Source organism: Rubrimonas cliftonensis (assembly GCF_900107585.1).
Classification (GTDB): domain Bacteria; phylum Pseudomonadota; class Alphaproteobacteria; order Rhodobacterales; family Rhodobacteraceae; genus Rubrimonas; species Rubrimonas cliftonensis.
Window position 1 is genome coordinate 105,151 of the sequence record NZ_FNQM01000009.1, and the last position, 24,401, is coordinate 129,551.

General features: G+C 72.6%; 25 protein-coding genes and 1 tRNA gene. 17 read left to right on the top strand and 9 right to left on the bottom strand.

Translation table 11 applies throughout. The features are described 5' to 3' along the window. The first annotated feature begins 28 nt into the window (after positions 1-28). Positions 29-400 carry a hypothetical protein gene (locus BLW43_RS14255; RefSeq protein WP_093254461.1) on the top strand — a complete coding sequence of 124 codons (372 nt, stop codon included), beginning with the start codon at positions 29-31 and terminating at the stop codon, positions 398-400. Here the strand turns inward: BLW43_RS14255 and hslU are convergent. The 3 genes from hslU to hslV are packed head-to-tail and all read right to left on the bottom strand — an operon-like array spanning position 397 to position 3,511. Continuing rightward, positions 397-1,704 carry an ATP-dependent protease ATPase subunit HslU gene (gene hslU, locus BLW43_RS14260; RefSeq protein ID WP_093254463.1) on the bottom strand — a complete coding sequence of 436 codons (1,308 nt, stop codon included), beginning with the start codon at positions 1,702-1,704 and terminating at the stop codon, positions 397-399. The genes BLW43_RS14255 and hslU overlap by 4 nt on opposite strands. Beyond that, a complete protein-coding gene (locus tag BLW43_RS14265) occupies positions 1,701-2,930 on the bottom strand; it encodes a hypothetical protein (RefSeq protein WP_093254464.1) in 1,230 nt (409 codons plus the stop codon). Before BLW43_RS14265 ends, hslU begins: the two co-directional genes overlap by 4 nt. Next, positions 2,930-3,511 carry an ATP-dependent protease subunit HslV gene (gene hslV, locus BLW43_RS14270; RefSeq protein ID WP_093254466.1) on the bottom strand — a complete coding sequence of 194 codons (582 nt, stop codon included), beginning with the start codon at positions 3,509-3,511 and terminating at the stop codon, positions 2,930-2,932. Before hslV ends, BLW43_RS14265 begins: the two co-directional genes overlap by 1 nt. A 235-nt stretch (positions 3,512-3,746) precedes the next feature. Between hslV and BLW43_RS14275 the strand changes: the two genes are divergently transcribed. Together BLW43_RS14275 and BLW43_RS14280 are read left to right on the top strand one after the other, a co-directional pair. Continuing rightward, positions 3,747-4,148 (top strand): hypothetical protein, encoded by a 402-nt coding sequence (locus BLW43_RS14275; RefSeq protein ID WP_093254467.1) that lies wholly within the window; start codon positions 3,747-3,749, stop codon positions 4,146-4,148. A gap of 87 nt (positions 4,149-4,235) precedes the next feature. Continuing rightward, entirely contained in the window at positions 4,236-4,472 is a 237-nt protein-coding gene (locus BLW43_RS14280; protein WP_093254468.1) for an Lrp/AsnC ligand binding domain-containing protein, read from the top strand. 571 nt (positions 4,473-5,043) lie between these two features. On the opposite strand, the gene BLW43_RS14285 is transcribed toward BLW43_RS14280, so the two are convergent. Further along, positions 5,044-6,645, bottom strand: coding sequence for a peptide chain release factor 3 (locus tag BLW43_RS14285; RefSeq protein ID WP_093254530.1), 1,602 nt, complete (start codon positions 6,643-6,645; stop codon positions 5,044-5,046). A 133-nt stretch (positions 6,646-6,778) separates the two neighbouring features. On the opposite strand from BLW43_RS14285, the gene BLW43_RS14290 reads away from it, so the two are divergent. From BLW43_RS14290 to BLW43_RS14335, 11 genes are all read left to right on the top strand, one after another. Then, the gene (locus tag BLW43_RS14290; RefSeq protein ID WP_093254470.1) at positions 6,779-7,357 is read left to right on the top strand and encodes a histidine phosphatase family protein; all 579 of its coding nucleotides are present in this window, start codon (positions 6,779-6,781) and stop codon (positions 7,355-7,357) included. Between the two features lie 139 nt (positions 7,358-7,496). After that, positions 7,497-8,114, top strand: a complete 618-nt coding sequence (locus BLW43_RS14295; protein WP_093254471.1) for a helix-turn-helix domain-containing protein — start codon at positions 7,497-7,499, stop codon at positions 8,112-8,114. A gap of 140 nt (positions 8,115-8,254) precedes the next feature. Then, complete coding sequence (locus tag BLW43_RS14300; RefSeq protein ID WP_093254473.1) at positions 8,255-9,130, top strand: nitrilase family protein; 876 nt, start codon at positions 8,255-8,257, stop codon at positions 9,128-9,130. Positions 9,131-9,166: 36 nt separating this feature from the next. Beyond that, complete coding sequence (locus tag BLW43_RS14305) at positions 9,167-10,327, top strand: substrate-binding protein (RefSeq protein WP_093254474.1); 1,161 nt, start codon at positions 9,167-9,169, stop codon at positions 10,325-10,327. A 156-nt stretch (positions 10,328-10,483) separates the two neighbouring features. Next, positions 10,484-11,320 (top strand): branched-chain amino acid ABC transporter permease, encoded by an 837-nt coding sequence (locus tag BLW43_RS14310; protein ID WP_093254476.1) that lies wholly within the window; start codon positions 10,484-10,486, stop codon positions 11,318-11,320. After that, positions 11,313-13,157 (top strand): branched-chain amino acid ABC transporter ATP-binding protein/permease, encoded by a 1,845-nt coding sequence (locus tag BLW43_RS14315; protein ID WP_217632188.1) that lies wholly within the window; start codon positions 11,313-11,315, stop codon positions 13,155-13,157. The genes BLW43_RS14310 and BLW43_RS14315 overlap by 8 nt, the downstream gene beginning before the upstream one ends. Beyond that, complete coding sequence (locus tag BLW43_RS14320; RefSeq protein ID WP_245731054.1) at positions 13,154-13,873, top strand: ABC transporter ATP-binding protein; 720 nt, start codon at positions 13,154-13,156, stop codon at positions 13,871-13,873. Before BLW43_RS14315 ends, BLW43_RS14320 begins: the two co-directional genes overlap by 4 nt. Before the next feature lie 5 nt (positions 13,874-13,878). Next, a complete protein-coding gene (locus BLW43_RS14325) occupies positions 13,879-14,628 on the top strand; it encodes a DUF1028 domain-containing protein (protein ID WP_175478921.1) in 750 nt (249 codons plus the stop codon). A gap of 19 nt (positions 14,629-14,647) precedes the next feature. Next, positions 14,648-14,830 (top strand): DUF4089 domain-containing protein, encoded by a 183-nt coding sequence (locus tag BLW43_RS23610; protein WP_175478922.1) that lies wholly within the window; start codon positions 14,648-14,650, stop codon positions 14,828-14,830. Continuing rightward, positions 14,827-16,221 carry an amidase gene (locus BLW43_RS14330; protein WP_093254480.1) on the top strand — a complete coding sequence of 465 codons (1,395 nt, stop codon included), beginning with the start codon at positions 14,827-14,829 and terminating at the stop codon, positions 16,219-16,221. The genes BLW43_RS23610 and BLW43_RS14330 overlap by 4 nt, the downstream gene beginning before the upstream one ends. A 23-nt stretch (positions 16,222-16,244) precedes the next feature. Next, positions 16,245-17,492, top strand: coding sequence for an amidase (locus BLW43_RS14335; RefSeq protein WP_093254482.1), 1,248 nt, complete (start codon positions 16,245-16,247; stop codon positions 17,490-17,492). A gap of 12 nt (positions 17,493-17,504) precedes the next feature. Here the strand turns inward: BLW43_RS14335 and BLW43_RS14340 are convergent, their stop codons facing one another. The 4 genes from BLW43_RS14340 to BLW43_RS14355 form a co-directional block, all read right to left on the bottom strand. After that, positions 17,505-18,149, bottom strand: a complete 645-nt coding sequence (locus BLW43_RS14340) for a ferric reductase-like transmembrane domain-containing protein (RefSeq protein ID WP_093254484.1) — start codon at positions 18,147-18,149, stop codon at positions 17,505-17,507. Positions 18,150-18,167: 18 nt separating this feature from the next. After that, on the bottom strand, positions 18,168-18,665 hold the full coding sequence (locus BLW43_RS14345) for a peptidase associated/transthyretin-like domain-containing protein (protein ID WP_093254486.1): 498 nt from the start codon (positions 18,663-18,665) through the stop codon (positions 18,168-18,170). 247 nt (positions 18,666-18,912) lie between these two features. Further along, positions 18,913-20,322 carry a type I glutamate--ammonia ligase gene (gene glnA / locus BLW43_RS14350; protein WP_093254488.1) on the bottom strand — a complete coding sequence of 470 codons (1,410 nt, stop codon included), beginning with the start codon at positions 20,320-20,322 and terminating at the stop codon, positions 18,913-18,915. Positions 20,323-20,374: 52 nt separating this feature from the next. Continuing rightward, complete coding sequence (locus BLW43_RS14355) at positions 20,375-20,713, bottom strand: P-II family nitrogen regulator (protein WP_093254534.1); 339 nt, start codon at positions 20,711-20,713, stop codon at positions 20,375-20,377. 210 nt (positions 20,714-20,923) lie between these two features. Here BLW43_RS14355 and BLW43_RS14360 point away from each other — a divergent pair, with 210 nt between their 5' ends. The 3 genes from BLW43_RS14360 to tig all read left to right on the top strand — a co-directional run bounded on the left by BLW43_RS14360 (position 20,924) and on the right by tig (position 24,027). Next, positions 20,924-22,501: an NAD(P)H-hydrate dehydratase gene (locus BLW43_RS14360; RefSeq protein WP_093254490.1), complete on the top strand. Its 1,578-nt coding sequence runs from the start codon at positions 20,924-20,926 to the stop codon at positions 22,499-22,501. A 54-nt stretch (positions 22,502-22,555) separates the two neighbouring features. Then, positions 22,556-22,640 (top strand) — tRNA-Leu (locus BLW43_RS14365). Between the two features lie 61 nt (positions 22,641-22,701). Then, positions 22,702-24,027 (top strand): trigger factor, encoded by a 1,326-nt coding sequence (tig, locus tag BLW43_RS14370; RefSeq protein WP_093254492.1) that lies wholly within the window; start codon positions 22,702-22,704, stop codon positions 24,025-24,027. 162 nt (positions 24,028-24,189) lie between these two features. Here tig and BLW43_RS23615 read toward each other — a convergent pair whose 3' ends face one another. Then, the gene (locus BLW43_RS23615) at positions 24,190-24,333 is read right to left on the bottom strand and encodes a hypothetical protein (RefSeq protein WP_175478923.1); all 144 of its coding nucleotides are present in this window, start codon (positions 24,331-24,333) and stop codon (positions 24,190-24,192) included. Positions 24,334-24,401 lie beyond the last annotated feature (68 nt).

Consider the following 24,401-nt stretch of genomic DNA (forward strand, 5'->3'; position numbering starts at 1 on the left):
ACAAGGTTCGCAGCAGTCCCGAAGCAGGATGAGGTCGCCCCGGATCACGCCGCCCTCGGCGCGCATCCGGCCGGGCGCCCGGGAGAAGGTCGCGTCGGCGTCGACGCCCTTTCCCACGGTCATGCCGGGTGCGGCGGGCATGAGGGTCGGCGGCGCGCTCGGGATGGTCTCGGGCGCGCTGGCGGAGCCCGCCTCCCCCGCCATCAGCGCCGCCGTCGGTGAGCCGGGGGCGGCGTTGGCGTCGGTGATGGGCGGCGTCCGGCGCCTTGCGGCGAGATCGGCGGCGGGCGGCGCGCCCGGGCTTCCGGGCGCCTCGACGAGATCGAAGACGCCGTCCGTGATCTGGAGGGCGCAGCGGCCCGGCGCCGCCAAGGACGACGCCCCGGCGACGCGCCTCTAGAGCACGTACCGGGAGAGGTCGGTGGAGCGGGCGAGGTCGCTCAGCCGGCTCTCGACATAGGCGCGGTCGACCGAAACCGGCTCGCCGGCGCGGTCCGGCGCGACGAAGGACAGCTCCTCGAACACCCGCTCCAGCACCGTGTGCAACCGCCGCGCGCCGATGTTCTCCACCGAGGCGTTGACCTCCGCCGCGATGGCGGCCAGCGCCGCCACCCCGTCCTCGGTGAAGCTCACCGTCACGCCCTCGGTCTGGAGCAGCGCCGAATACTGCTTGGTCAGCGCGTTGTCGGGCTCGCTGAGGATGGCGATGAAATCCGCCTCCGTCAGCGGTTTCAGCTCCACGCGGATCGGCAGCCGGCCCTGAAGCTCCGGCAGCAGGTCCGAAGGCTTCGAGACGTGGAAGGCGCCCGAGGCGATGAACAGGATGTGGTCGGTGCGCACCGGCCCGTGCTTGGTGGCGACGGTGGTGCCCTCGATCAGCGGCAGCAGGTCGCGCTGCACGCCCTCGCGGCTGACGTCGGCGCCGCGCGCGCCCTCGCGCGCGCACACCTTGTCGATCTCGTCGAGGAAAACGATCCCGTCCGCCTCCACGCTCGCCACCGCGTCGCGGGTGATCTGCTCCTGGTCCACCAGCTTGTCGGCCTCCTCGGCGACCAGCACCGGGTAGCTTTCGACCACCTTCATCTTGCGCCGCTTCGTGCGCCCGGAGAACGCCTTGCCGAACAGGTCGCCGATGTTGACCATGCCCATGCCCGCCTGCTGGCCCGGCAGGTCGAGCATCCCCCCCAGCGGGTTGGTCGCGTCGGCGACCTCGATCTCCACCTCCTTGTCGTCGAGCAGCCCGTCGCGGAGCTTGCGGCGAAAACTGTCCCTGGTCGCCTGCGAGGCGTTCTGCCCGACGATGGCGGCCAGCACCCGCTCCTCCGCCGCCGCATGGGCCTGCGCCTGCACCGAGGCGCGGCCCTTCTCGCGCTGCATGACGATGGCGGCCTCGACGAGATCGCGCACGATCTGGTCCACGTCGCGGCCGACATAGCCGACCTCGGTGAACTTGGTCGCCTCGACCTTCACGAAGGGCGCGTCGGCGAGCTTGGCGAGGCGGCGGCTGATCTCGGTCTTGCCGACGCCTGTCGGGCCGATCATCAGGATGTTCTTGGGAAACACCTCGTTGCGGATGTCGTCGGGCAGCCGCCGCCGCCGCCAGCGCGTGCGCAGCGCCACCGCGACGGCCCGCTTGGCGTCCGCCTGGCCGATGATGAAGCGGTCGAGTTCGGAGACGATCTCGCGCGGGGTGAGGTCGGTCATCGGGTCTCCCCAGTCCTGTCAGTGCGTCGGTCGTCCAGCCCGCCCGCCCAGGGCGGCAGCCGGTCCTTTCCCGGAAAATCCGGCAGCATGTCCATCAGGCCCGCGCGCAGCCGCGCCCAGCCCGAGCCGATGGCGACGATGAAGCCGCCGAGCGCGACCAGCGCCGCGGCCTGCGGCAGCGGGCCGACGCCGTCGCCCACCGTCGCCCGCGCCAGCACCCACAGCCACGCGAGCGAGGCGGTGAGGAACGAGCGCCGGTCGATCACCAGCGCCACGACCGTCATCGCGAGCACCGCCAGCCCCAGCCCCGCCTGCCCCCACGGCGCGCCGAGCCCGACGACGCTCACCGCCAGCGTGTTCACGATCGCAGCAGCCGCCACCAGATGCAGCCAGAAGGCGCAGAGGTTCAGCCGCGTCACCCGGTGCGGGTCGGCCGTGTCGAAGGCCATCGCGGCGGCGAAGACGGCCAGGCCGTAGCCGAGCGTCGCCAGCCCGGCGGCCCCGGCGCCGAGGTCGAAGAGGTCCGCCAGCCGCACGCCCCCCTGCGACAGCCGCATCGGGTCGAACATGCCGGCGAGCGTCATCACCGCGCCGAAACCCGCGACCGCCATCAGGAACAGCGCGAAGGGCAGGCGGAAGCGCAGGTGGAACAGTCCCGCGCCGAGAACGCCCCCCGCACAGCCGGCGCCGAAGACGATCCGCGCCGCGCTCCCGTCCTCGAACATCCGCCCCAGCTCGCCCGGCGGCGTGGCCTCGAACATCCAGTTCAGCGCCGCCGTCCCCGCAACGCCCGCCGCCGGCGCCGCGACGCCGAACGCGAGCAGCAGGCTGGGCAGCGCCATCCGACGGCGACGGGTGAGGTATTCCGCCGCGATCCACGCCGCGGAGATGGCCGCGAGCTGGGGCGCGGTCTCCCCCACGCCCGAGGCCAGCGCCCACAGCCACACGCCCGCGCCGAGCAGCGCCACGCCGAGCGCGACGAACACCTCGCCCATGCCGCGGAACAGCTCGAACGGCTCCTCGTCGGGGCCGATCGCCGCGCGCCGGCCCGAGCGCGCCTCCGCCAGCGCCGCCAGCCGGCTCGCCTGCCGCTCGTCGAGCACGCCGGCCGCCACCGCGGCGCGCAGGTCGGCTGCCGCAACTGCGGCGTGAGCGCGCCCCGCCGCGTCCGCGCCCGTAGCCGCCGCGCCCGCGGCGCTAAATCCCTCCGCGGCGCCGCCGGCCATCAGCCGCCGCTCTCGGCCGGGGCGATGCTCTCCACCGTCAGCGAGCCGTTGGTGTAGACGCAGATCGAGGCGGCGATCTCCATCGCCCGGCGCGCGATGGCCTCGGCGTCCATCTCGCCGTCATAAAGCGCCAGCGCCGCCGCCAGCGCGTAGCTGCCGCCCGAGCCGATGGCCGCCACGCCGCCGTCGGGCTCCAGCACGTCGCCGGAGCCGGTGATCACCAGCAGGTCGGTCCCGTCGCTCACGATCAGCATGGCCTCGAGGTTGCGCAGATACTTGTCGGTGCGCCAGTCCTTCGCCAGCTCGACAGCGGCGCGGCGCAGCTGGCCCGGCGCGGCCTCCAGCTTCTTCTCCAGCCGCTCGAACAGGGTGAAGGCGTCGGCGGTCGAGCCGGCGAAGCCCGCCACCACGTCCCGCCCGCCGGGGCTGAGCCGCCGCACCTTGCGCGCCGTCGCCTTGATCACGGTCTGGCCCAGGCTCACCTGGCCGTCGCCCGCCACCACCACGCGCCCGCCCTTGGCGACGCCGATGATCGTCGTGCCATGCCAGCCCGCCGCGCCGCCGTCTCTCTCGCCCTGCATGGTCCCTCCGTCGCAGCCCGGTCCGCCGCCTCAGCCTGCGCCCCAGCTTGCGCCCTGGGCCGCCTTCGCGGCGCGCCGCGTCCTTCGCGGGCCGCACATAAGGCCGGCGCGCGCCGCGCGCCATCCCCCGCCGCCGCGGCCGCCCGCGCCCGAACCGGCGACGAGGGCGAATGATGCGTTGCCGCGATGGCGCGACCGCGTGTAAAGTCTGCGCGCCAAGCGTCTGGGGATCGTCATGAAACTCGCTGCCACCGCCGCCGTCGCGGCCCTGCTTCTCGCCGGCTGCGCCTCCGAGCCGGCCGATCCGTGGATCGCCTACGCCTCGACCGCGGCCGACGCGCAGGCCGGCGCAAGCGCCGAGATCGCCGCGCATTACAGCCTCGGGGAGGAGTGCGCCGTCTCCGCGCCGGTCCTCGAGATCGTCGAGCCCGGCGCGCTCGGCGTCGCGAGCCTCGGCTCGGTCGCGCGCACCTTCAGCGCCCCCGACGCGCCCTGCGACGGGACCGAGGCGCAGGCCTCGGCGGTGTTCTACGACGCCGCCGCCGGCGTCTCGGGCGTCGACACGGTCGTCTATCGCGAGCTGACCGGCGGAGCGCGGCCGGACGTGGTGCACACCGTCTCGGTGCGCGTGCGCTGAGCGGCCGTCGCGGCGTGGGCGGGGCGGGCGCTTGACCCGTCCGCTGACCTCGGCGACCCTTTTCCAACCCTGACCGGAGCGCCCGCAGTGCAGTGCTTCTTCGTCCACATCACCTGCAGGCTGGGCCGCACCTACGAGGTCGCCGCCAAGCTCGCCGACCGCGAGATCGCGTCCGAGATCCACTCCATCTCCGGCGAGTACGACCTGCTGGCGAAGTTCTACCTCGCGCCGGGAGAGGACGTCGGCCGCTTCATCGCCGAGAACCTCCACGACGTCGACGGCGTGGAGCGCACCGTGACGACGATCACCTTCAAGGCGTTCTGAGGGGCGGGTTGGCGCACGAAGCGGCCTTTGGCCTGCGGCGCCCCCTGGGCGATGAGGGCCGCGCCCTCCCTTGGGGGAGGGAGGGCGCGGCGCGTGCTGGTCGCACGGGCCAAGGGGCGAGCGATGCGCCGTCAGGCCGACGACCGCCTCCCGCGCACAACGGATGCTGATGCGCCAAACCTTGCTCCAACCTAGGCCCGTGCGGCCAGCACTGGCCGCGCCCTCCTGCCGGGGCTCCGGCCGTTCGCCGCTGAAATCCCTCCACTGGAGGGATTTCCGGGCGCGGCTCACCCCCCAGCGAAGGCGCGGCCCTCATCGCTCAGGGGGCCCCGCCGTCGCGCTTCGGCGCTCTCGCGGACTGTCGCCGCAACCGCCCCCACCCCCTCTGATGCGGGCGAAAACGGGGAAACTGCGAAAGGGGAGTCCTCAGCCCGGAACTCCGGCGACGCCATGAAACTCGGCCGATTTCCAGAGCGCCGTCCTCAGCGGCCTGACGACGCTCGCGAAGGCCGAGCACAGCTTGACCGCAGCGGGGCGGCGCGAGCTTGCTCCTCCTGTCCCCGCGCAGTCCTCAGACCAGCGTCTCCTTGACCGCCGTCAGCTTCACGTCGGGGTGGTCGCGCACGACGCGGTCGAGGTCCCATTGCAGGCGGGTCATGTAGACCGGATCGCCGTCATGGTCCTCGGCCATGTGGCCGCGGTTGGCGCCGATGAAGGCCTCGACCTTCTCCTTCGGCCCCGAGATCCAGCGCGCGCCGTTGAACTGGGTCGGCTCCAGCCGCACAGGCAGCCCGTATTCCTCCTTGATGCGCGACGCGATCACGTCGAACTGCAGCGCGCCGACGACGCCGACGATCCAGCCCGAGCCGAGCATCGGCTTGAAGAGCTTGGCCGCGCCTTCTTCCGCGAGCTGGGTCAGCGCCTTCTCCAGGTGCTTGGCCTTCATCGGGTCGGCGGCGCGCACGTTCTGAAGCAGTTCCGGCGCGAAGGCGGGGATGCCGGTGAAGCGCAGATCCTCGCCCTCGGTCAGCGCGTCGCCGATGCGCAGCTGGCCGTGGTTGGGGATGCCGATGATGTCGCCGGCCCAGGCGTCCTCGGTGATCTCGCGGTCGCTGGCGAGGAACATCACCGGCGAGGCGATCGCCATCGGCTTGCCGGAGCGGACGTGCTTGAGCTTCATGCCGCGCAGGAAGTGCCCCGAGCAAAGCCTTACGAACGCTACGCGATCCCGGTGCTTGGGGTCCATGTTCGCCTGCACCTTGAAGACGAAACCTGTCACCTTGTCCTCCGACGCCGCCACGTCGCGCGAGGCTGCGCCGCGGAACTGCGGGGGCGGGGCGTGGTTGGCGACGCCCTGCATCAGCTCCTGCACGCCGAAGGAATTGATCGCCGAGCCGAACCAGATCGGCGTGAGCGTGCCCTCAAGGAAGCTCTGCCGGTCGAAGGGCGGCAGCAGCTCCCGCGCCATCTCGACCTCCTCGCGCAGCCTTGAAAGCTGAGCGGGGGGGATGACCTCCGCGGCCTTCGGGTCGTCGAGCCCGGCGATCTTGATCGACTGCGCGCGGGTGTTGCGGTCGGCGCGGTCCATCAGCTCGATGCGGTTGTTGAGCAGGTCGTAGCAGCCGAGAAAGTCCCGCCCCATGCCGATGGGCCAGCTCGCCGGCGTGACGTCGAGCGCAAGCGCCTCCTGGATCTCGTCGATGATCTCGAAGGTCTCGCGGCTCTCGCGGTCCATCTTGTTGCAGAAGGTGAGGATGGGCAGCTCCCGCAGCCGGCACACCTCGAACAGTTTCCGCGTCTGGCTCTCGACGCCCTTGGCGCCGTCGATGACCATCACCGCCGCGTCCACCGCCGTCAGCGTGCGGTAGGTGTCCTCCGAGAAATCCTCGTGGCCCGGCGTGTCCACGAGGTTGAACCAGCGCCCGTCATATTCGAACGACATGGCGGACGCCGACACCGAGATGCCGCGCTCCTTCTCCATCTTCATGAAGTCCGACCGTGTGCGCCGCGCCTCGCCCTTGGCGCGCACCTGGCCCGCCATCTGGATCGCGCCGCCATAGAGCAGCAGCTTCTCGGTCAGCGTCGTCTTGCCGGCGTCGGGGTGGGAGATGATGGCGAAGGTCCGCCGCCGCGCGACCTCGGGTGGCAGGGCGGGGGCGTTGTGACCGATCATGGGCGCGTCGTCTGGCATGGGCGGGGGTATAGGCGCGCCGCGGCCCGTTGAAAAGCGCCTGCAGGGCGCCCCGGAGGTGGACGGCGCCGCCGCCGGCGCTACACCCCTGCGCGACCGAAACCCGGGAGCGTCCATGAGACTGCCGATCATCGCCGGCCTGCTGATCGCGACGCTCGCCACCTGTGCGGCGCGGGCCATGACCGCGGAGGAGAGAGCCGTCCTCGCGCGTCTGGGCGAGCCGGGCGTCCACGCGGTCATGCGCCACGCGCTCGCTCCCGGCTACTCAGATCCGGCCGACTTTCGGCTCGACGACTGCGCCACCCAGCGCAATCTCGACGCGGCGGGCAGGGCGCAGGCGCAGGCGGCCGGCGACATGCTGCGCGCGGCCGGGGCGCGGATCGACCGTGTGCTGAGTTCGCAGTGGTGCCGCTGTCTTGAGACCGCCCGCCTCATGGCCCTTGGCGCCGTCGAGGAGGCGCCCCCTCTCAACTCGTTCTTCGAGGCGCGCAGCCGCCGCGCGGCGCAGACCGAGGCGACACGGGCGCTGGTCGCGGGGCTTCCCGAGGGGGCGACGGCCCTGCTCGTGACGCATCAGGTCAACGTCGCGGCGCTGGTCGGCGGCGGCGTCCGTTCCGGCGAGATCGTGGTGTTCCGCCTTGGCGTGGACGGCGAGGCGGAGGTTCTGGGCCGCGTGACGCCGCCCGCCGGCTGACCGGCGCGGCCGCATCGCTCCCGCATCGCGCCGCTTCGCCGAGCCCTGCCCCGGGCCGCCGGGGCGGGCTCGTCCGGCGTTTGTCTGGACGCGCCTCGGCTTGCGCCGCAAACTGCCGCTTCCTCCGCACGGAGAGCTCATGGATCAGAAATCGGGATTCTTCCCCCGCGACGACGACGCCGAGCAGGAGCGCCGCCTGCGCGAGACGCGGGTCGGGCCGAAGCTCCGCCGTCGCCGCCGCCAGCTCGACCTGACGCTCAGCCAGGTCGCCGAGCGTTCCGGGTGCTCCGAGAGCATGGTGTCGAAGATCGAGACGATGCGGGTGCACCCGTCGCTCACCCTGCTGCGCCGGCTCGCCGCCGCGCTCGATCTCAACGTCGCGCTGCTTTTCGACGACGCGCCGGCGCATGGCGTGGTGCAGCGCAGCGGCGCGCGCCCGCAACTCGACGGCGACGCGCTGCGCAGCGGCGACGGCGTGATCCTGGAGCGCCTCGCGCCCTACGCCGAGGGCGTCGCGCTGCAGGCCAACATCCACATCCTGCTGCCCGGCGGCGCCTCGGACGGGCTCATCGCCCATGTCGGCGAGGAGATGGGCTATCTGCTGGAGGGCGAGATCGAGCTGGTTGTCGGCGACGAGGTGTTTCGCCTGAAACCGGGCGACTCCTTCCATTTCCGCTCCGAGCGCCCGCACGGGTATCGCAATGTCGGCGAGACGGTGGCGCGGATCCTGTGGGTCAACACGCCGCCCACCTTTTAGGCGCTCGCCCCGCTCGGCGCCCAGCAGGCGCCCGCGCCCGCGCGCGGCGCCGCGCTGCAGGCGGCTGATTTTCAAGAAACTTGACTCTGTGCGCCGCGGCGATCGTTAATCACTCCGAGACCATACGATGGGGAGTCAGGATGCCGGCGTCTCCCGAAGCCGAGATCACCGTCGCGGCGATCCAGTTCGAGCCCGTGATCGGCGCGCTGGAGCGCAACATCGATGCGGGCGTCGCCCTGCTCGAACAGGCGGCGGACGCGGGCGCCCAGCTTGCGGTGCTGCCGGAACTCGCCGACAGCGGCTATGTGTTCGAGACGCGGGCGGAGGCGTTCTCGCTCGCCGCCAGCCCCGCATCCTCGCCGGCGCTCGCCGCCTGGGGCGCGGTGGCGCAGCGGCGGGGCATGCATCTCGTGACCGGCTTCGCCGAGCGCGACGGCCCGTCGCTCTACAACAGCGCCGCCGTGATCGGCCCAGACGGCCTCATCGGCGTCTATCGCAAGACCCATCTGTGGGGCGAGGAGGCGCTGTTCTTCGAGCGCGGCGACCTCGGCTTTCCGGTGTTCCGCACGCCGCTCGGGCGGATCGCGGCGCTGATCTGCTACGACGGCTGGTTTCCCGAGGCCTGGCGGCTCTGCGCCGTGCAGGGGGCCGACATCGTCTGCGTGCCGACCAACTGGGTGCCGATGCCGAGCCAGCCCGACGGCCAGCTCGCCATGAGCAACATCCTGTGCATGGCGGCGGCGCATTCCAACTCGATGTTCGTCGCCGCGGCCTGCCGCACCGGCGTCGAGCGCGGCCAGCCCTTCATCGGCCAGAGCCTGATCGTCAACAACGAGGGCTGGATCCTCGCCGGCCCGGCGGCCGAGACCGGCGACGCCGTGCTGACCGCGCGCGTGAACCTCGCCGAGGCGCGGCGCGGCCGTTCGCTCAACCAGTTCAACCAGCTCCTGCGCGACCGGCGGGAGGATCTCTACGACGCGACCCTCGGGGCTGCGGCGACGCCCGGCTGGCGCTGAGCGCCGGCCCCCACCACCACGGAAAGGACGCTGCGCATGACCTGGAAGACCCAAGCGACCCTCGCCCTGCTCGCCGTCGCCGCGCTCGCCGGCGGCGCCTCGGCGCAGGAGACCGTCAAGATCGGCATTCCCGTAGGCCTCAGCGGCGCCAACAGCGTCGTCGCGCCCTCGGTGGTGCAGTCCTCCGAACTCGCCGCCGAGGAAATCAACGCCGCGGGCGGCATCCTCGGCCGGCAGATCGAGCTGATCGTCGCCGACGACGGCTCGGGCGCGCAGGGCGCCCAGCGCGCCTTCGACAGTCTGGTGTTCCAGAGCGAGGTGGACGTCCTGATCTCCATGGAGACCTCGGCCGCCCGGAACGCCGGCCTGCCGATCGTGAACCGCGGCCGCACGCCCTACATCTACACCTCGTTCTACGAGGGCCGCTCCTGCAGCCCGTGGATGTACGTCAACGCCTGGGTGCCCGAGCAGCAGGTGGCCCCCATCGTCGACCACTTCATGGCGGAGTTCGAGGCCAAGACCTTCTACCTGATCGGCTCCGACTACGCCTTCGGCCGCGGCATGCTCGAATTCACCCGCGCCTATGTCGAGGCCAATGGCGGGACCGTGCTGGGCGAGGACTACCTGCCCATGGACGGCTCCGACTGGACCGCGATCATCTCCAACCTCCGCGCCGCGGCGCCCGACGCGCTGATCACCTCCACCGCCGGCGGCGCACCGAACGTGACGCTCACCAAGCAGCTCCGCGCCGCTGGCGTCGACATCCCCTACGGCAACCTCGCCGTTGACGAGGGCACCGCCAAGGCGATGGGCGCCGACGCGACCGGCATCTTCATCGCGGCCTCCTACCTGACCTCGATCGACAGCGCCGAGAACAAGGCGTTCCTGAGCGCGATGGAGGCTAAGTTCGGCGCCGACCTCAAGACGCCCAACGACCTTAGCGTGCCGCAGTACGAGGCGATCTACGCCTACAAGGCCGCGGCCGAGGCGGCCGGCTCCACGGACGCCGAGGCGGTCATCGACGCGCTCGACGACGTCGCCGTGACCGGGCCGCGCGGCGTGATCCAGATGAACAAGCAGCGCCACGCGCCGCTGACGATGTATCTGGGGCAGGTGCTTGCCGACGGCTCGGTTGAGGTGATCTCCACCTTCGAGAACGTCGACCCCGGCGAGCAGTGCCCGCAGTTCTCCGGCTGACCTCGCTCTGACAGGCCGCCCGGCGCGCGATTGCGCCGGGCGGACGCCGGCCCCTCCTGGCGCGCAGGCGCCGCCCACTCAGACCCCCAAGGCGCGCAGGCGCCGTCACTTCCGCCCCAAGGCGCGCAGGCGCCGCCCCTCGGCCGGGACGCCCCGATGACCATCCTCGCGCTCGACATCGTCACCACGGCGCTGATCCTCTTCGTCGTCGCCGCCGGGCTGATGGTGATTCTCGGCGTCATGAAGCTGATCAACTTCGCCCATGGCGCCTTTCTCACTGTCGGCGGCTACACCGCCATGGTCGTGACCGACGCGGGCCTCTCGCCGTGGCTGGCGGCGCCGGCGGCGCTCGCCTTCGGCTTCGGCGCCGGGCTGCTGATCGAACGGGTGATCGTGCGCCCGCTCTACGACCGGCCGCTCGACGCCATCCTCGCGACATGGGGCCTCGGCATCGTCATCACCCAGCTCATCACGCTGGGTTTCGGGCGCGAGGTGCAGTTCGCCGCGAGCCCGATGACCGGCACGCTGCCGCTCGGCGACACCGAGTATTCCGCGTGGCGGCTGGTCGTCTCCGGCGTCGCACTGGCGGTGGGGGCGGGCCTGACGGCTCTGCTCTACCTCACCCGCTTCGGCCTCAACGCCCGGGCCGTGATCATGAACGAGCCGCTGGCGCGCGGCCTCGGCATCGACAGCGGCCGGGTGCGCGCGACGACCTTCGGCCTCGGCGCCGGGCTCGCCTGCGCCGCCGGCGCGTTGATCACGCCGCTGCTGTCGGTGGACCCGAACATGGGTCTTCCCTGGCTGGTGAACTCCTTCATGCTGGTGCTGGTCTCGGGCGTCTCGATCCCCAGCTTGATGCTCGCCTCGCTGCTGCTGGGCGGCGCGCAGGTGCTCGTCTCCAGCTTCGTAAGCCCGATTCTCGGCGGCATGACCATCGTGGTGCTCGCCGCCGCGCTGCTGCGGATCAACCCGAAGGGCCTGAGCCTTGGTTGAGCCCGCTCCCGTCGCCCGCGCGGCCCGGCCCGCAGCCGAGCGCGCGTCAGGCGCCACGGCCCGCACCCCCGTGCGCAGCGCGTGGCGCAGCGCGCTGGTCGGCTCGGCGCTGGGGCTCGCGGCGGTGGCGGCCGGCCCGTTCCTGCTCGACACCTACACCACCAACATCCTGATCCGGGCGCTGTTTCTCGCCGCCCTCGTGGTGGGCGTGGACATCCTGTGGGGCTACGCCGGCGTGCTGACCTTCGGCCAGTCGGCGTTCTTCGGGGTCGGCGCCTACGCCTGCGCGCTGGTCTTCACCCATTACGGCTTCGGGCCGGGCTGGGCCGTCGGCGCGCTGGCGCTCGGCGTGCTGGGTGCGGCGGGGGTGGCGGCTCTGGTCGGATGGCTCGCCTTCTACCACGGCGCCTCGCCGCTCTACGCCTCGATCATCACGCTCGCGCTGCCCATCGTGCTGGTGCAGGCGATCTTCGCCGGCGGGCGGTTCACCGGCTCCTCCAGCGGGCTCTCGGCGTTCCCGACCTACTACTGGTCGGTCGGGACATGGTTCACCATCGCCGGGGTCTATCTCGTGGCCGTCACCGCCGCGGCGTGGCTGTTCGTGCGCAGCGATTTCGGCCGACTGCTGGTGGCGATCCGCGAGAACGAGGAGCGCTGCGCCTATCTCGGCGTGCCGGTCTCCGGCGTGAAGATCGCGCTGATGGCGGCCTCCGGCGCGGTCGGGGCGGGGGCCGGCTTCGGCTACGCCGCCTTCACCAATGTCGTGGCGCCGGAGCTCGGCGGCTTCCTGCTCGGCACCGAGCTGCTGATCTGGACGGCGCTGGGCGGGCGCGGCACGCTCATCGGGCCGGTGCTGGGGACGCTGGGGATCGACGTGACGGCGTCCTACCTCACCGGCGCGCTGCCGTTTCTGTGGTCGCTGCTGATCGGGATCGCCTTCGTCGCGGTGATCGTGCTGCTGCCGCAGGGCGTCGCGCCGGTGGTCGCCTCCGGTGCGCGGCGGCTGCTGGGGCGCGGGCCGGCGGCCCCGTCGCCGCTTGCGCTGGCGCCCGCGCCGGCGCGCGCCGAGACGCGGGAAGGCGTCGCCGCGCCGCTGAAGGTCGAGAACCTCTCGCGCCGGTACGGCAGCCTCAAGGTGCTCGACGGCGTGAGCTTCGAGGCGCAGGCCGGCGCCATCCTCTCCATCGTCGGGCCTAACGGCGCCGGCAAGACGACGCTGATGCGCTGCCTCTCGGACGGCGGCGAGCGCACCGGCGGCAGGGTCCACGTCAATGGCGTCGAGATCGGCCGCGGCGCGCCGCAGACCGTCGCCGCGCTCGGCGTCGGCCGCAGCTTCCAGAACACCAACCTGTTCGACACGCTGACGGTCGGCGAATGCCTCACGCTCGCCCGCTACAAGCGCGACGGCGCCCGCAAGTTCGCCCGCCGCCTCGCGCTCGACCTGCCCCAGCCGGCGCTCGACATCCTGTCCGCCACCGGGCTGAGCGACCGTCTGGGGCTGGAGACGCGCCACCTCTCCCACGGCATGAAGCGCGGGCTGGAGCTCGCCATGGTGCTGGCCACCGAGCCCGACGTGCTGCTGCTGGACGAGCCGACCGCGGGGCTGACCAAGGCCGAGCGCACCGCCATCGGAGGCGTGCTGGTCGATCTGGCGCGCGCCCACGGCCTCTGCACCCTGCTGATCGAGCACGACCTCGACTTCGTGCGCGAGATCTCCGACCGCGTCGTGGTGCTGCACCAGGGCGAGCTGCTGATGGAGGGCACGGTGGAGGAGGTCGTCGCGTCCGATCTCGTGAAGGCGGTCTACGCCGGCGAGCGGGCGGAGACGGCGCCGTGAACGTCCCGCCCGTCGCCCCCGCTCTGGAGGTCGAGGGCCTCGTCTCGGGCTATGGCGGCGCCATGGTGCTGCGCGGCGTCTCGCTGCGGCTTGCGCCTGGCGAGATCGTCGCCGTGCTCGGCAAGAACGGCATGGGCAAGAGCACGCTCCTCAAGACCGTGATGGGTTTCCTGCCGGCGCGCGAGGGCCGGGTGCGGCTGGGCGGAGAGGACGTCACCGGCCGCGCCCCGCACCTCGTCGCGCGCGCCGGCGTCGCGCACGCGCCGCAGGAGTTCACAATCTTCCAGGATCTGACGGTCGCCGAGAACCTGCGCCTCGGCGTGTCGAGCGACGCCGACTACCGCGCCCGCCTCGGCGCATTGGAAGGCGTGTTCCCGCGGATGCTGGAGCGGCTGCGCCAGCGCGCCGGCACCCTCAGCGGCGGCGAGCAGAAGATGCTGCTGATGAGCCGCGCGCTGCTGGCCCGGCCGAGGGTGATGCTCGTCGACGAGATCAGCGAGGGCCTCCAGCCCACCATGATCGACCGCATGGCCGAGGCGCTGCGCGCCGCGCGCGAGGGCCATGGCGTCGCCATTCTGCTGGTCGAGCAGCACCTCGCCTTCGCGCTGTCGGTGGCCGACCGATACGCCGTGCTGAAGCTTGGCGAGATCATCGAGGAGGGCGCCGCCGGAGACCCCGCCGCCGCCGGCGCGCTGGCGGATCATCTCAAGGTGTAAGGACGATGCGCGGACTCGAGGTCAACACCTACTCGCTCGTCGGCCGCTGCGGCCGCACCGGCGAACTCGGCGCCTGCGTCGCCTCCGCCGTGCCCGCGGTCGGGGCCGTCTGCCTGCGCTTCCTCCCCGGCGTCGGGATCGTCAGCACCCAGTCCTGGGTGAACCCCTATCTCGCCGACGCCGCGCTCGACGCCATGGCCGGCGGCGGCGAGGCCCCGGCGGCGCTGGAGGCCGCGCTCGCCGCGGACGACGCCGCCGGCTTTCGTCAGATCGGCGCCATCGCCGCCGCCGGCCCCGGCGCGGCCTGGACCGGCGCGGGCTGCACCGCCTGGGCCGGCCAGCATCCGGCGGAGAGCTTCGCGGCGCAGGGCAACATGCTGACCGGGCCCGAGGTGATCGCCGCCATGTCCGACGCCTTCGCCGGCGACCCCGCCGCGCCGCTGGAGGAGCGCCTGATGCGCGCGCTGGAGGCCGCGCAGGCCGCCGGCGGCGACCGCCGGGGCCGGCAGGCGGCGGCGCTGATGGTGACGACCGCCGAGAGCTACCCGCGCGTCGACCTGCGCGTGGACGAGCACGCCGCGCCGATAGCTGAGCTGCGCCGCGTGCTGACCGTCGCGACCGCGCAGCTCGCCCCCTTCGTCGCGGGGATGCCCCGGCGCGGCGGCCCGACGACGCCCGCCCCCGACGCGGTGGTGGAGATGCTGCTGCGCTCGCCGCCCGACCGCCCCGCCGGCGGCGGCTCGCGCGACCCCTGACGCGCCCCGGAGCCAGACCATGGATGACGCCGCCGATCCGCTCGACCCCGCCCTTCTGACCGGCCTAGACCTGCCGCCGGAACGGCTGCGCGAGGTCGCCGCCGCCTTCTCGGAGATCCGAGCGGAGATCGACCGCCTGCGCGCCTTCGACCTCGGCGAGACAGCGCCCGCCGTCGTCTTCGCGCCGGAGCGCCAGCGATGAGCGCCGCGGATGCGCCCTGGCGGCTCTCCATCGCCGAGCTGGTGCCGCTGATCCGCGACGGCGCGCTGTCGCCGGTCGACCTGCTGGACGCGTATCTCGAGCGCATCGGCGCGCTGGACGGCGCGCTGCACAGCTTCGTCCACCTCAACGCCCACGCCCGGGCGGCCGCCGAGGCCGCGCAGGCCGAGATCGCCGCGGGGCGCTGGCGCGGGCCGCTCCACGGCGTTCCCATCGGCGTCAAGGACAACCATCTCACCGCCGACATGCCGACGACCGCGGGGGCCCCCGGCGAGGCCTTTCCCCTGCGCGACGCGACCGCCGTGGCGCGGCTGCGCGCGGCGGGCGCGGTGCTGATCGGCAAGACGCGGATGCACCAGTTCGCCTGGGGCATGGAGACGCCGCCGACCGCCAACCCGCGCGACCTCTCGCGCGTGCCCGGCGGCTCCTCGGGCGGTTCCGGCGCAGCGGTGGCGGCCGGTCTCTGCGCCGCCGCGCTCGGCTCCGACACCGGCGGCTCGATCCGCATCCCCGCGAGCCTCTGCGGCTGCGTCGGGCTGAAGCCGACCTTCGGCCTGATCGGGCGCGGAGGGATCGTGCCGCACAGCTGGTCGCTCGACCACGCCGGGCCGCTCGCGGCCTCGGTCGCCGACGCCGCGCTGCTGACCGAGGCGATGGCCGGCCCCGACCCCGACGACCCCGGCTGTGCGGGGCTGGCCGCGCCGGGCCTCGCCGCCGCCGCCGCGCCCGGCGCCTCCGTCGCGGGCCTGCGCGTCGGCGTCTGCCACCGTCACTTCTTCGAAGGGCTGACGCCCGCCGTCGAGCGGGCCGCTGACGCCGCGCTAGCCGCGCTCGTCGCCGCCGGCGCGCGGATCGTGGAGTTCGACGCGCCGGAGCTTTCCGTCGGCCTCGGCGCCATCTTCGCCATCGAGCTGGCGTCCTCCACGGCCTGGCATGACCGGCGGCTGCGCGAGGGCCGCGTCGCGGGCTTCGAGCCCGACGTCCGGCTGCTGGTGGAGATGGGCCGCCTCGTCTCCGGCGCCGACTACCTGCAGGCCGAGCGCTACCGCCGCCGGCTGGGGGAGGTCTTCGCCGCGCGCTTCGCCGACGTCGACGTGGTCGCAGGCCCGACGCTGCCGCTGACGGCCTGGCGCATGGGCGAGCGCAGCGTCGACATCGGCGGCCGGAGCGAGAGCGTGCTGGCGGTCTCGTGGCGGCTGACCTATCCGTGGAACCTGCTGGGCCTGCCGGCGCTCTCGCTGCCCTGCGGCGTCGACGGCGACGGCCTGCCGATCGGCTTCCAGATCGCCGGTCCGGCGTTCGGCGAGGCGGCCGTGCTGCGCGCCGGCGCTGCGCTCGAGGCCGCGCTCGGCGGTCCGATGGCGCGGGGCTGAAACCTCAGAAGGAGCGAGACGGCATGACGCAGGCGCGGACCGAAGGCCCCATCTCCGAACGCGTGGCGGCGCGCCTCGCCGCCATCGCCGCGCGCGAGCCGGTCCTGCGGGCCTACGCGCATCTCGATCCGGACGCCGCGCTTGCGGCCGCGCGCACGCTCGACGCCAGCGGCGACTCCGGCCCGCTCTGCGGCGCCGTCGTCGCGATCAAGGACATCTTCGACACCGCCGACATGCCGACCGGATGCGGCTCGCCCATCCACGCCGGCCGGAGGCCGGGCCGCGACGCCGCCGCCGTCGCCGCCATCCGCGCCGCCGGGGGCGTTATCGTCGGCAAGAGCGTCACCACCGAGTTCGCCTACATGCACCCCGGCCCGACGACGCATCCGCTGAACCCCGCCCACACGCCGGGCGGGTCGTCCAGCGGTTCGGCGGCCTCGGTCGCGGCGGGCGGGGCGGACTACGCCACCGGCACGCAGACCGCGGGATCGATCATCCGCCCCGCCGCCTTCTGCGGCGTCGTCGGCTTCAAGCCGAGCCGCGGCCTCGTCAGCCGCAGCGGCCTCGCGCTCTTCTCCGAGACGCTCGACACCATCGGCGGCTTCGCGCGCGACGTCGCCGGCGCCGCGCGCTTTATCGGCGCCATGGCCGGCCGGCGCGACCTTGTCGAGCTGACGCCGGCCGCCGCAGCCCCCCGCATCGCCGTCGTGCGCGGCGCCGAATGGGGGCCCGCCACGCCAGAGGCCCACGCCGCGCTGGAGGACGCCGCCGGCCGCTTCGCCCGCGCCGGCGCCGCGGTGCGCAACGTCGACCTGCCCGAGGCCTGCCGTGGCCTGCTCCCCGTGCAGCAGGCGGTCATGGCGCATGAAGGCGCGAAGGCGCTGGCGTGGGAGGTCGCGGCGGCCTGGGAAAGTCTCAGCGCGCCGCTCCAGGCGCTCATCGAGGAGGGCCGCGGCGTCGACTCGCGCGACCACGCCGCCCACATGCGCCGCGTCGTCAGGGCGCAGGCCGCCATGGCGGGTTTCTTCGAGGATTTCGACGTCGTGCTGACGCTCAGCGCGCCGGGCGAGGCGCCCGAGGGCCTTGCGAGCACCGGCGACTCCTCCTTCAACCGCGTCTGGACGCTTCTCGGCGGCCCGGCGCTCACCCTGCCCGCTGGAACCGGCCCCCGCGGCCTGCCGCTGGGCGTGCAGGTTGTCGGCCCGATCTGGCGCGACGCCGAGACCGCCGCCGTCGCGCTCTGGGCCGAAGGCGTGCTGGCGGAGGGCTGAGCCCGCGCGCCGTCAGCCGGCGCCCGGCGCCTGCGCGCGCCTGCGCCGCATCGGCCTCAGCACCCGCAGATGGACGACCGCGACCGCCGTGGCGGCAAGCACCGCGCCGCAGAGCACCGTCTTGGAGAGCGCGCCCATCGTGCCCTCGATCAGCATCGCATGGACGACCGAGCCGATCACGATGACCACCGCCAGCACGTTATGGGCGATGCGCCACGCCGCCGGGCGCAGCCCGAGCCTGCCTCGCAGCGCCACCAGCGCCGCCGTGGCGATCAGCGCCCACATCGCCGCAACGCCATAGACCGAGAAGGGCGTCGGCGAGACCAGCAGCAGCGCATCGAGCGCGTCCGGCGGGCTGGTGACGTAGAGGCCGCCGACATGCAGCGCCACCGCCAGCGCGATCCCGGCCCCCACCCGGCGGTGCAGCCGCCGCTCCGTCGCGGCGCGAAGTCCCGGAAGGTATCCCGCCGCGAGCAGCGGCTGCGCCAGCAGCAGCGCCAGCCCCGCCGCGCCGGCGAGGCCCGCGATGACGTAGGGCGCGCCGCGGCTCGCCAGCAGCGGGCTGGTCGCCGCGACCGCGACGGGCGCGATCATCGCTGCGGCGAGCGCCGCCCAGGCGAGCAGCCGCGCCGCGCCGCTGCGCGCGTTCTCCGCCATGTCGCGCGTGCGCCGCGCCTACGCCGGGGCCAGCACGAAGTCCGCGGACAGGCTCGTGTCGCTGGCGCTGGGCATCACCGGGCGCAGGAACACTGTCTGGAAAGCGCCGTCGTCATAGGCCAGATGCGCGTGCGGCTGGCCGAAATTCGGCACGATCTGCGGCATCTCCAGCCGGTAGGAGCCGTCCTCCGCCGTCAGCACGCTGCCATGGTTGGCGGGCTCGCGCTCGCCGCCCAGCGTCGTCGCCGCCCAGATCTGGATGCGCACGCCCGCCAGGGGGGCGCCGTCGCCGGCGCGGCGCACCGCGCCCGACATCCAGAAGCCCTCGCCAAGACGCTCCACGAAGGGCGCGCCGGGCCGATAGTTGTTGCTGCCGCCGCGCATGGTCTGCGTGGGTTCGAACCCGGTCGAGGCGCTCGCGGGCCGCATCAGTCCGGTTGACCCCACGGCGAGAACGCCGGCGGCGGCGCCGGCGCCGAGCAGCAGGGAACGGCGGCTGTGTGTGGTGATCTGCATCGTTCGCGCTCCTTGGCTTCGCGCCGGCGTCATCGGGCTGCGCGCGCCGGGGAAGTGTAACGTCTCTCCGCCTCTCGACCTAACGCGCGGCGGCGTCCTGCGCACCCGCCGCACGGCTTCGTGATCGCGTCGAGCCGCGCGCCGGGGCCGACGCCGGACGTCCGATGCGCCTGCGCGCGCCGCGCAAGCAGAGGGGCGGCGCATTGCAGCGCCGCCCCCCGAAGCGTTTCCCGAACCGAAGCCGCGATCAGCAGCTGTAGTACATCTTGAACTCGATGGGGTGCGGAGTGTGCTCGTAGGCGTAGACCTCCTCCCACTTGAGCGCCATGTAGCCCTCGATCTGGTCGCGGGTGAAGACGTCGCCGGCCAGCAGGAAGTCCATGTCGGCCTCGAGCGCGCCCAGCGCCTCGCGCAGCGAGCCGCAGACCGTGGGGATGCCCGCGAGCTCCTCGGGCGGCAGGTCGTAGAGATCCTTGTCCGCCGGCTCGCCCGGATCGATCTTGTTCTTGATGCCGTCGATGCCGGCCATCAGCAGCGCCGAGAAGGCGAGGTAGGGGTTCGCCGACGGGTCGGGGAAGCGGGCCTCGAAGCGCTTCGCCTTCGGCGACTGCGTCCACGGGATGCGGCAGGAGGCGGAGCGGTTGCGGGCCGAGTAGGCCAGCAGCACCGGGGCCTCGAAGCCGGGGATCAGCCGCTTGTAGGAGTTCGTGCCGGGGTTGGTGAAGGCGTTCAGCGCGCGGGCGTGTTTCAGCACGCCGCCGATGTACCACAGCGCCTCCTGGCTGAGGTCGGCGTACTTGTCGCCGGCGAACAGCGGCTTGCCGTCCTTCCAGATCGACATGTTGACGTGCATGCCGGTGCCGTTGTCGCCCGCGATCGGCTTCGGCATGAAGGTCGCCGTCTTGCCGTAGGCGTGCGCCACGTTGTGGATGACGTACTTGTACTTCTGGAGCTGGTCGGCCTGATCGGTCAGGGTCGAGAAGATCAGGCCGAGCTCATGCTGGCAGGACGCGACCTCGTGGTGGTGCTTGTCCACCTTCATGCCGATCTGCTTCATGGTCGAGAGCATCTCGGAGCGCAGGTCCTGCGCGATGTCGGTCGGCGGGACGGGGAAGTAGCCGCCCTTCACGCCAGGCCGGTGGCCCATGTTGCCGCCCTCGAACTCGCGGTCGGAGTTCCAGGAGCCGTCCTCGGCGTCGACCTGGTAGGATACCTTGTTGATCGAGACCTGGAAGCGCACGTCGTCGAACACGAAGAACTCGGCCTCTGGGCCGAAATAGGCAGCGTCGCCGATGCCGGAGGACTGCAGGTAGGCCTCGGCCTTCCTGGCGGTGCCGCGCGGGTCGCGCTCGTAACGCTCGCCGGTGTCGGGTTCGAGCACGTCGCAGTGCACGCAGAGCGTCTTCTCGGCGAAGAACGGGTCCATGTAGACCGAGGACAGGTCCGGCATCAGCTTCATGTCGGACTGGTCGATCGACTTCCAGCCGGCGATCGACGAGCCGTCGAACATGAAACCTTCGGCGAGGAAGTCCTCGTCGACCTGGTCTTCGAGCACGGTGACATGCTGCAGCTTGCCGCGAGGATCGGTGAAGCGGATGTCGACGTAGGCGACCTCCTCATCCTTGATCATCTGCAGGACTTTCTTGACGTCGCTCATTTCGTTCCCTCTTTACCGACAGCAGCCTTGTTTGAATTCATGCGCCCGCGCGTCAGAGCGCGTCGGCGCCTTCCTCTCCGGTGCGGATGCGCACCACATGCTCGACCGTTGATACGAAGATCTTGCCGTCGCCGATCTTGCCCGTCCGCGCCGCGGCTACGATGACGTCGACGACCTGCTCGCACTGGCTGTCCGACACGACGACCTCGATCTTCACCTTGGGCAGAAAATCGACAACGTATTCGGCGCCGCGATAAAGCTCGGTATGCCCCTTCTGGCGGCCGAATCCCTTCGCCTCGATCACGCTGAGGCCCTGGATGCCGATTTCCTGGAGGGCTTCCTTCACCTCGTCGAGCTTGAACGGCTTGATGACCGCCTCGATCTTCTTCATCTTCACGCTTCCCTCATATGTCAGCGGGCGCCAGCCTGCGCCTTGCGGCGCTTGCGCCACAGATGCGGAGCATTTCGGCCCGTCCATTTCAATGGGGCCGGATGGCGCGACGCAGGGAGCGGCGCCGAATCCGGCTTCGGCGCCGCGATTGTAGGCAGATTGCGCAACGTTTGTGCAATTTCAACTGCGGGAGCCGGGCGGGAGCGTGGAATGTCCGAAGATTTGCTGACCGCCGCCCAGATGCGCGCCGTCGAGGCGGCCGCCATTTCTTCAGGGGCCGTCTCGGGCGCGGAACTGATGGAGCGCGCCGGCGGGTTCGCGGCCGAGGCGATCCGCGCGCGGCCGCCCGGGGTCGAGGCCGGCCGCCGCACCGCGCTCGCGCTCTGTGGACCGGGGGCCAACGGCGGCGACGGCTTCGTGGTGGCGCGCCTGCTCGCCGAGCGCGGCTGGACGGTCGAGGCGCGCCTGCTTGGCGACGTCGCCGCGCTGACGGGCGACGCCGCGCAGGCGCAGCGCCGCTGGGCGCGGATCGGGCGGACCCTGCCGCTCGGCTCTGTCGACGGCCCCGGAGACGAGCCGCCTGCGCTGGTGATCGACGCCGTCTTCGGAACCGGGCTGAACCGGCCCCTCGGCGACGAGACCATGGCGGCGCTGGAGGCGTCGCTCGCCCGGTTCGGCGGGCCGGAGGCGCTCGCCGGCCGCGTCGTCGCCATCGACGCGCCCTCCGGCCTGTGTCTCGACAGCGGCCGCCTGCTGTGCCCGCGCTATTTCGCCGGGGCGGCTGCTCTGACCGTCACGTTCCACGCAGCCAAGCTCGGCCACGTCCTCGCCGAAGGCCCCGAGACCTGCGGCGCGCTGGCCGTGGGCGACATCGGGCTCGCGCCCTGGCGCGACGCGGCCGCCGGCCGCGCGCGGCTCGCCGCGCCCGGCCCGGCGCATCTGAAGCGCCCGGGCCACAAGTATTCCCACGGCCACGCGCTGGTTCTCGCCGGCGGGGTCGGCCGCGGCGGCGCGGCGCGGCTGGCGGCGCGGGCGGCGCTCAGGGCGGGGGCGGGGCTTGTCACGCTCTGCCCGCCGCCCGCGGCGCTGATCGAGAACGCGGCGCGGCTGGACGCGGTGATGCTGCGCCCGGTCGCCGACGCCGCCGCGCTGACCGAGGCGCTGGCCGATCCGCGCGTCTCGGCCGTCGCGCTGGGCATGGGCCTCGGCGTCGGGGCGCGGGCGCGGGCGCTCACGGCCGCCGCGCTCGGCTCGGGCCGCGCCGTCACGCTTGACGCGGACGCGCTCACCAGCTTCCGCGACGACCCCGCCGCGCTGTGGGCGATGACGCATCCGCGCACTGTCCTGACGCCGCACATGGGCGAGTTCGCCGCGCTCTTTCCCGACATCGCCGATGCGCTGCGCGCGCCGCCCCGGCGCGGGCCGGCGTTCTCGCGCGTGGACGCTGCGGCGCGGGCGGCGGCGCGGGCGGGGTGCGTCGTCCTGCTGAAGGGGCCCGACACGGCGATCGCGACGCCGGACGGCGCGGCCGTCGTCTCCGCCGCCGCCTACGCCCGCGCCGCGCCCTGGCTCGCCACCGCCGGGGCCGGCGACGTGCTGGCCGGCGTCCTCGTCGGCCTCATGGCCCGCGGTTGGAGCGCCGAGGTCGCCGCGGCCGAGGCCGCATGGCTCCATGTCGAGGCGGCCCGCGCCGTCGGCCCCGGTCTGATCGCCGAAGACCTGCCCGACGCGCTGCCGGGCGTCTTCGCCCGCATGGCCGCGCCGGATTTCCGATCGCGCGCTTTCTAGCGATGGGGGTTCTTGGCGCCGGTCCAAGCACGCGCTAATGGGGCCTCGGAACACGCGGGCGTGGTGAAACTGGTAGACACGCGAGATTTAGGTTCTCGTGCCGCAAGGCGTGGGGGTTCAAGTCCCTCCGTCCGCACCAGGACACGCCGCGGCCGCGGAAAGATGCGGCCGGTGATGGCTGTCGGAACAGGGGTGGTGAGATGCAGGTGACGGAAACCAGGGCCGAGGGCCTCAAGCGGGCCTACGCCGTCAAGGTGCCCGCCGCCGCGCTGGGCGAGAAGGTCGCCGAGAAGCTGGAGGCCGTGCGGGCGGACTTCCAGATGAAGGGCTTCCGCAAGGGCAAGGCGCCGGTGCCGCTGCTGAAGAAGATGTTCGGCAAGAGCGTGCTGGGCGAGGCCGTGCAGGAGACCGTCGACGACGCGCTGCGCAGCCACTTCGAGACGACCGGCGACCAGCCCGCCTCGCAGCCCGACATCAAGATCGCGAACGAGGACTTCAAGGAAGGCGACGACCTCGACATCGAGATCGCCTACGAGCGCCTGCCCGAGATCCCCGAGATCGACTTCCGCTCCATCTCGCTGGAGCGGCTGGTCGCGGAGGTCGAGGACGGCGCGGTGGGCGAGGCGCTCGACAACCTCGCCAGGACGGCCGAGAACTTCGAGGCAAAGGAAGGCGCCGCGGCCGAGGGCGACCAGGTCGTGATCGACTTCGTCGGCAGCGTCGACGGCGAGAAGTTCGAGGGCGGCGCGGCGGAGGACTATCCGCTCGTCATCGGCTCCAACAGCTTCATCCCCGGCTTCGAGCCGCAGCTCGTCGGCGCCGCGGCGGGCGAGGAGCGCGAGGTCAAGGTCAGCTTCCCCGAGAATTACGGCGCGCCCAACCTCGCCGGCAGGGACGCGGTCTTCGCCTGCACGGTCAAGGAGGTCCGCGGGCCTGTTCCGGCGCAGGTCGACGACGCGCTCGCGCAGAAGTTCGGCGCCGAGGATCTGGAGGCGCTGAAGGGCCAGATCCGCGAGCGGCTGGGCGAGGAGTACAAGGGCGCCGCCCGCGCGCTGCTCAAGCGCCGCCTGCTCGACGCGCTGGACGAGAGGGCCGAGTTCGACCTGCCCGAGTCGCTGGTCGACATTGAGGCCAAGCAGATCGCCCACCAGCTCTGGCACGAGGAGCACAAGGACGTTCAGGGCCACGACCACCCCGAGATCGAGCCCGACGAGGAGCACCTCAAGCTCGCGCGTCGGCGCGTCGGGCTGGGCCTGCTGCTGGCCGAGGTCGGCAAGACCGCCGAGGTCCGCATCTCCAACGAGGAGATGACGCAGGCGATCATGGCGCAGGCGCGCCAGTATCCCGGTCAGGAGCGCGCGTTCTTCGACTTCGTGCGCCAGAACGAGCAGGCGCTCGCCCAGATCCGCGCGCCGCTCTACGAGGACAAGGTCATCGACTACATCCTCGAACTCGCGACGATCACCGAGCGGACCGTCACCAAGGACGAGCTGCAGGCCGAGTTCGACAAGCTCGACGAGGCGTGAAGCGACGGCTGCGCCCGCGCCGGGACGGCGTCGCCCGCCAGCAGCGCCGGGACGGCGCCGCCCATCAAGGCGAGGGGTTGGCGTCGCCCGTCAAGGCGAGTGGTCGTCAAGGCGAGTGGTTGGCGTCGCCCGCCAAGGCGAGGGGGCGACGCCCGGGCCGGCTCAGCCCAGCAGGCCAGTCACATAGCGTTCCGACAGTGACACCACCATCACATGGATCAGGAACGACGCGAGCATCAGGACCAGGAGCCCCAAGACGCCTTCGCGCGGCGTGATGTGACGCCAGATCTTCCAAAGGTCATTCATCGTCTCGTCCTTTCCGAATGCGCCTGAGCGCGGGCTTTCCGAATGCGCTTTCGCGCGGGGTGGCGCTT

Excerpts from the sequence above, each read along its gene's own strand:
- BLW43_RS14340 (WP_093254484.1), bottom strand. The coding sequence starts at position 18,149 with ATGGCGGAGAACGCGCGCAGCGGCGCGGCGCGGCTGCTCGCCTGGGCG.
- BLW43_RS14290 (WP_093254470.1), top strand. The coding sequence starts at position 6,779 with ATGAGACTGCCGATCATCGCCGGCCTGCTGATCGCGACGCTCGCCACC.
- BLW43_RS14360 (WP_093254490.1), top strand. The coding sequence starts at position 20,924 with ATGTCCGAAGATTTGCTGACCGCCGCCCAGATGCGCGCCGTCGAGGCG.
- glnA (WP_093254488.1), bottom strand. The coding sequence starts at position 20,322 with ATGAGCGACGTCAAGAAAGTCCTGCAGATGATCAAGGATGAGGAGGTC.
- BLW43_RS14355 (WP_093254534.1), bottom strand. The coding sequence starts at position 20,713 with ATGAAGAAGATCGAGGCGGTCATCAAGCCGTTCAAGCTCGACGAGGTG.
- BLW43_RS14310 (WP_093254476.1), top strand. The coding sequence starts at position 10,484 with ATGACCATCCTCGCGCTCGACATCGTCACCACGGCGCTGATCCTCTTC.
- BLW43_RS14265 (WP_093254464.1), bottom strand. The coding sequence starts at position 2,930 with ATGGCCGGCGGCGCCGCGGAGGGATTTAGCGCCGCGGGCGCGGCGGCT.
- BLW43_RS14295 (WP_093254471.1), top strand. The coding sequence starts at position 7,497 with ATGGATCAGAAATCGGGATTCTTCCCCCGCGACGACGACGCCGAGCAG.
- BLW43_RS14300 (WP_093254473.1), top strand. The coding sequence starts at position 8,255 with ATGCCGGCGTCTCCCGAAGCCGAGATCACCGTCGCGGCGATCCAGTTC.
- tig (WP_093254492.1), top strand. The coding sequence starts at position 22,702 with ATGCAGGTGACGGAAACCAGGGCCGAGGGCCTCAAGCGGGCCTACGCC.
- BLW43_RS14275 (WP_093254467.1), top strand. The coding sequence starts at position 3,747 with ATGAAACTCGCTGCCACCGCCGCCGTCGCGGCCCTGCTTCTCGCCGGC.
- BLW43_RS14285 (WP_093254530.1), bottom strand. The coding sequence starts at position 6,645 with ATGATCGGTCACAACGCCCCCGCCCTGCCACCCGAGGTCGCGCGGCGG.
- BLW43_RS23610 (WP_175478922.1), top strand. The coding sequence starts at position 14,648 with ATGGATGACGCCGCCGATCCGCTCGACCCCGCCCTTCTGACCGGCCTA.
- BLW43_RS14325 (WP_175478921.1), top strand. The coding sequence starts at position 13,879 with ATGCGCGGACTCGAGGTCAACACCTACTCGCTCGTCGGCCGCTGCGGC.
- hslV (WP_093254466.1), bottom strand. The coding sequence starts at position 3,511 with ATGCAGGGCGAGAGAGACGGCGGCGCGGCGGGCTGGCATGGCACGACG.
- BLW43_RS14335 (WP_093254482.1), top strand. The coding sequence starts at position 16,245 with ATGACGCAGGCGCGGACCGAAGGCCCCATCTCCGAACGCGTGGCGGCG.
- hslU (WP_093254463.1), bottom strand. The coding sequence starts at position 1,704 with ATGACCGACCTCACCCCGCGCGAGATCGTCTCCGAACTCGACCGCTTC.
- BLW43_RS14330 (WP_093254480.1), top strand. The coding sequence starts at position 14,827 with ATGAGCGCCGCGGATGCGCCCTGGCGGCTCTCCATCGCCGAGCTGGTG.
- BLW43_RS14345 (WP_093254486.1), bottom strand. The coding sequence starts at position 18,665 with ATGCAGATCACCACACACAGCCGCCGTTCCCTGCTGCTCGGCGCCGGC.
- BLW43_RS23615 (WP_175478923.1), bottom strand. The coding sequence starts at position 24,333 with ATGAATGACCTTTGGAAGATCTGGCGTCACATCACGCCGCGCGAAGGC.
- BLW43_RS14255 (WP_093254461.1), top strand. The coding sequence starts at position 29 with ATGAGGTCGCCCCGGATCACGCCGCCCTCGGCGCGCATCCGGCCGGGC.
- BLW43_RS14305 (WP_093254474.1), top strand. The coding sequence starts at position 9,167 with ATGACCTGGAAGACCCAAGCGACCCTCGCCCTGCTCGCCGTCGCCGCG.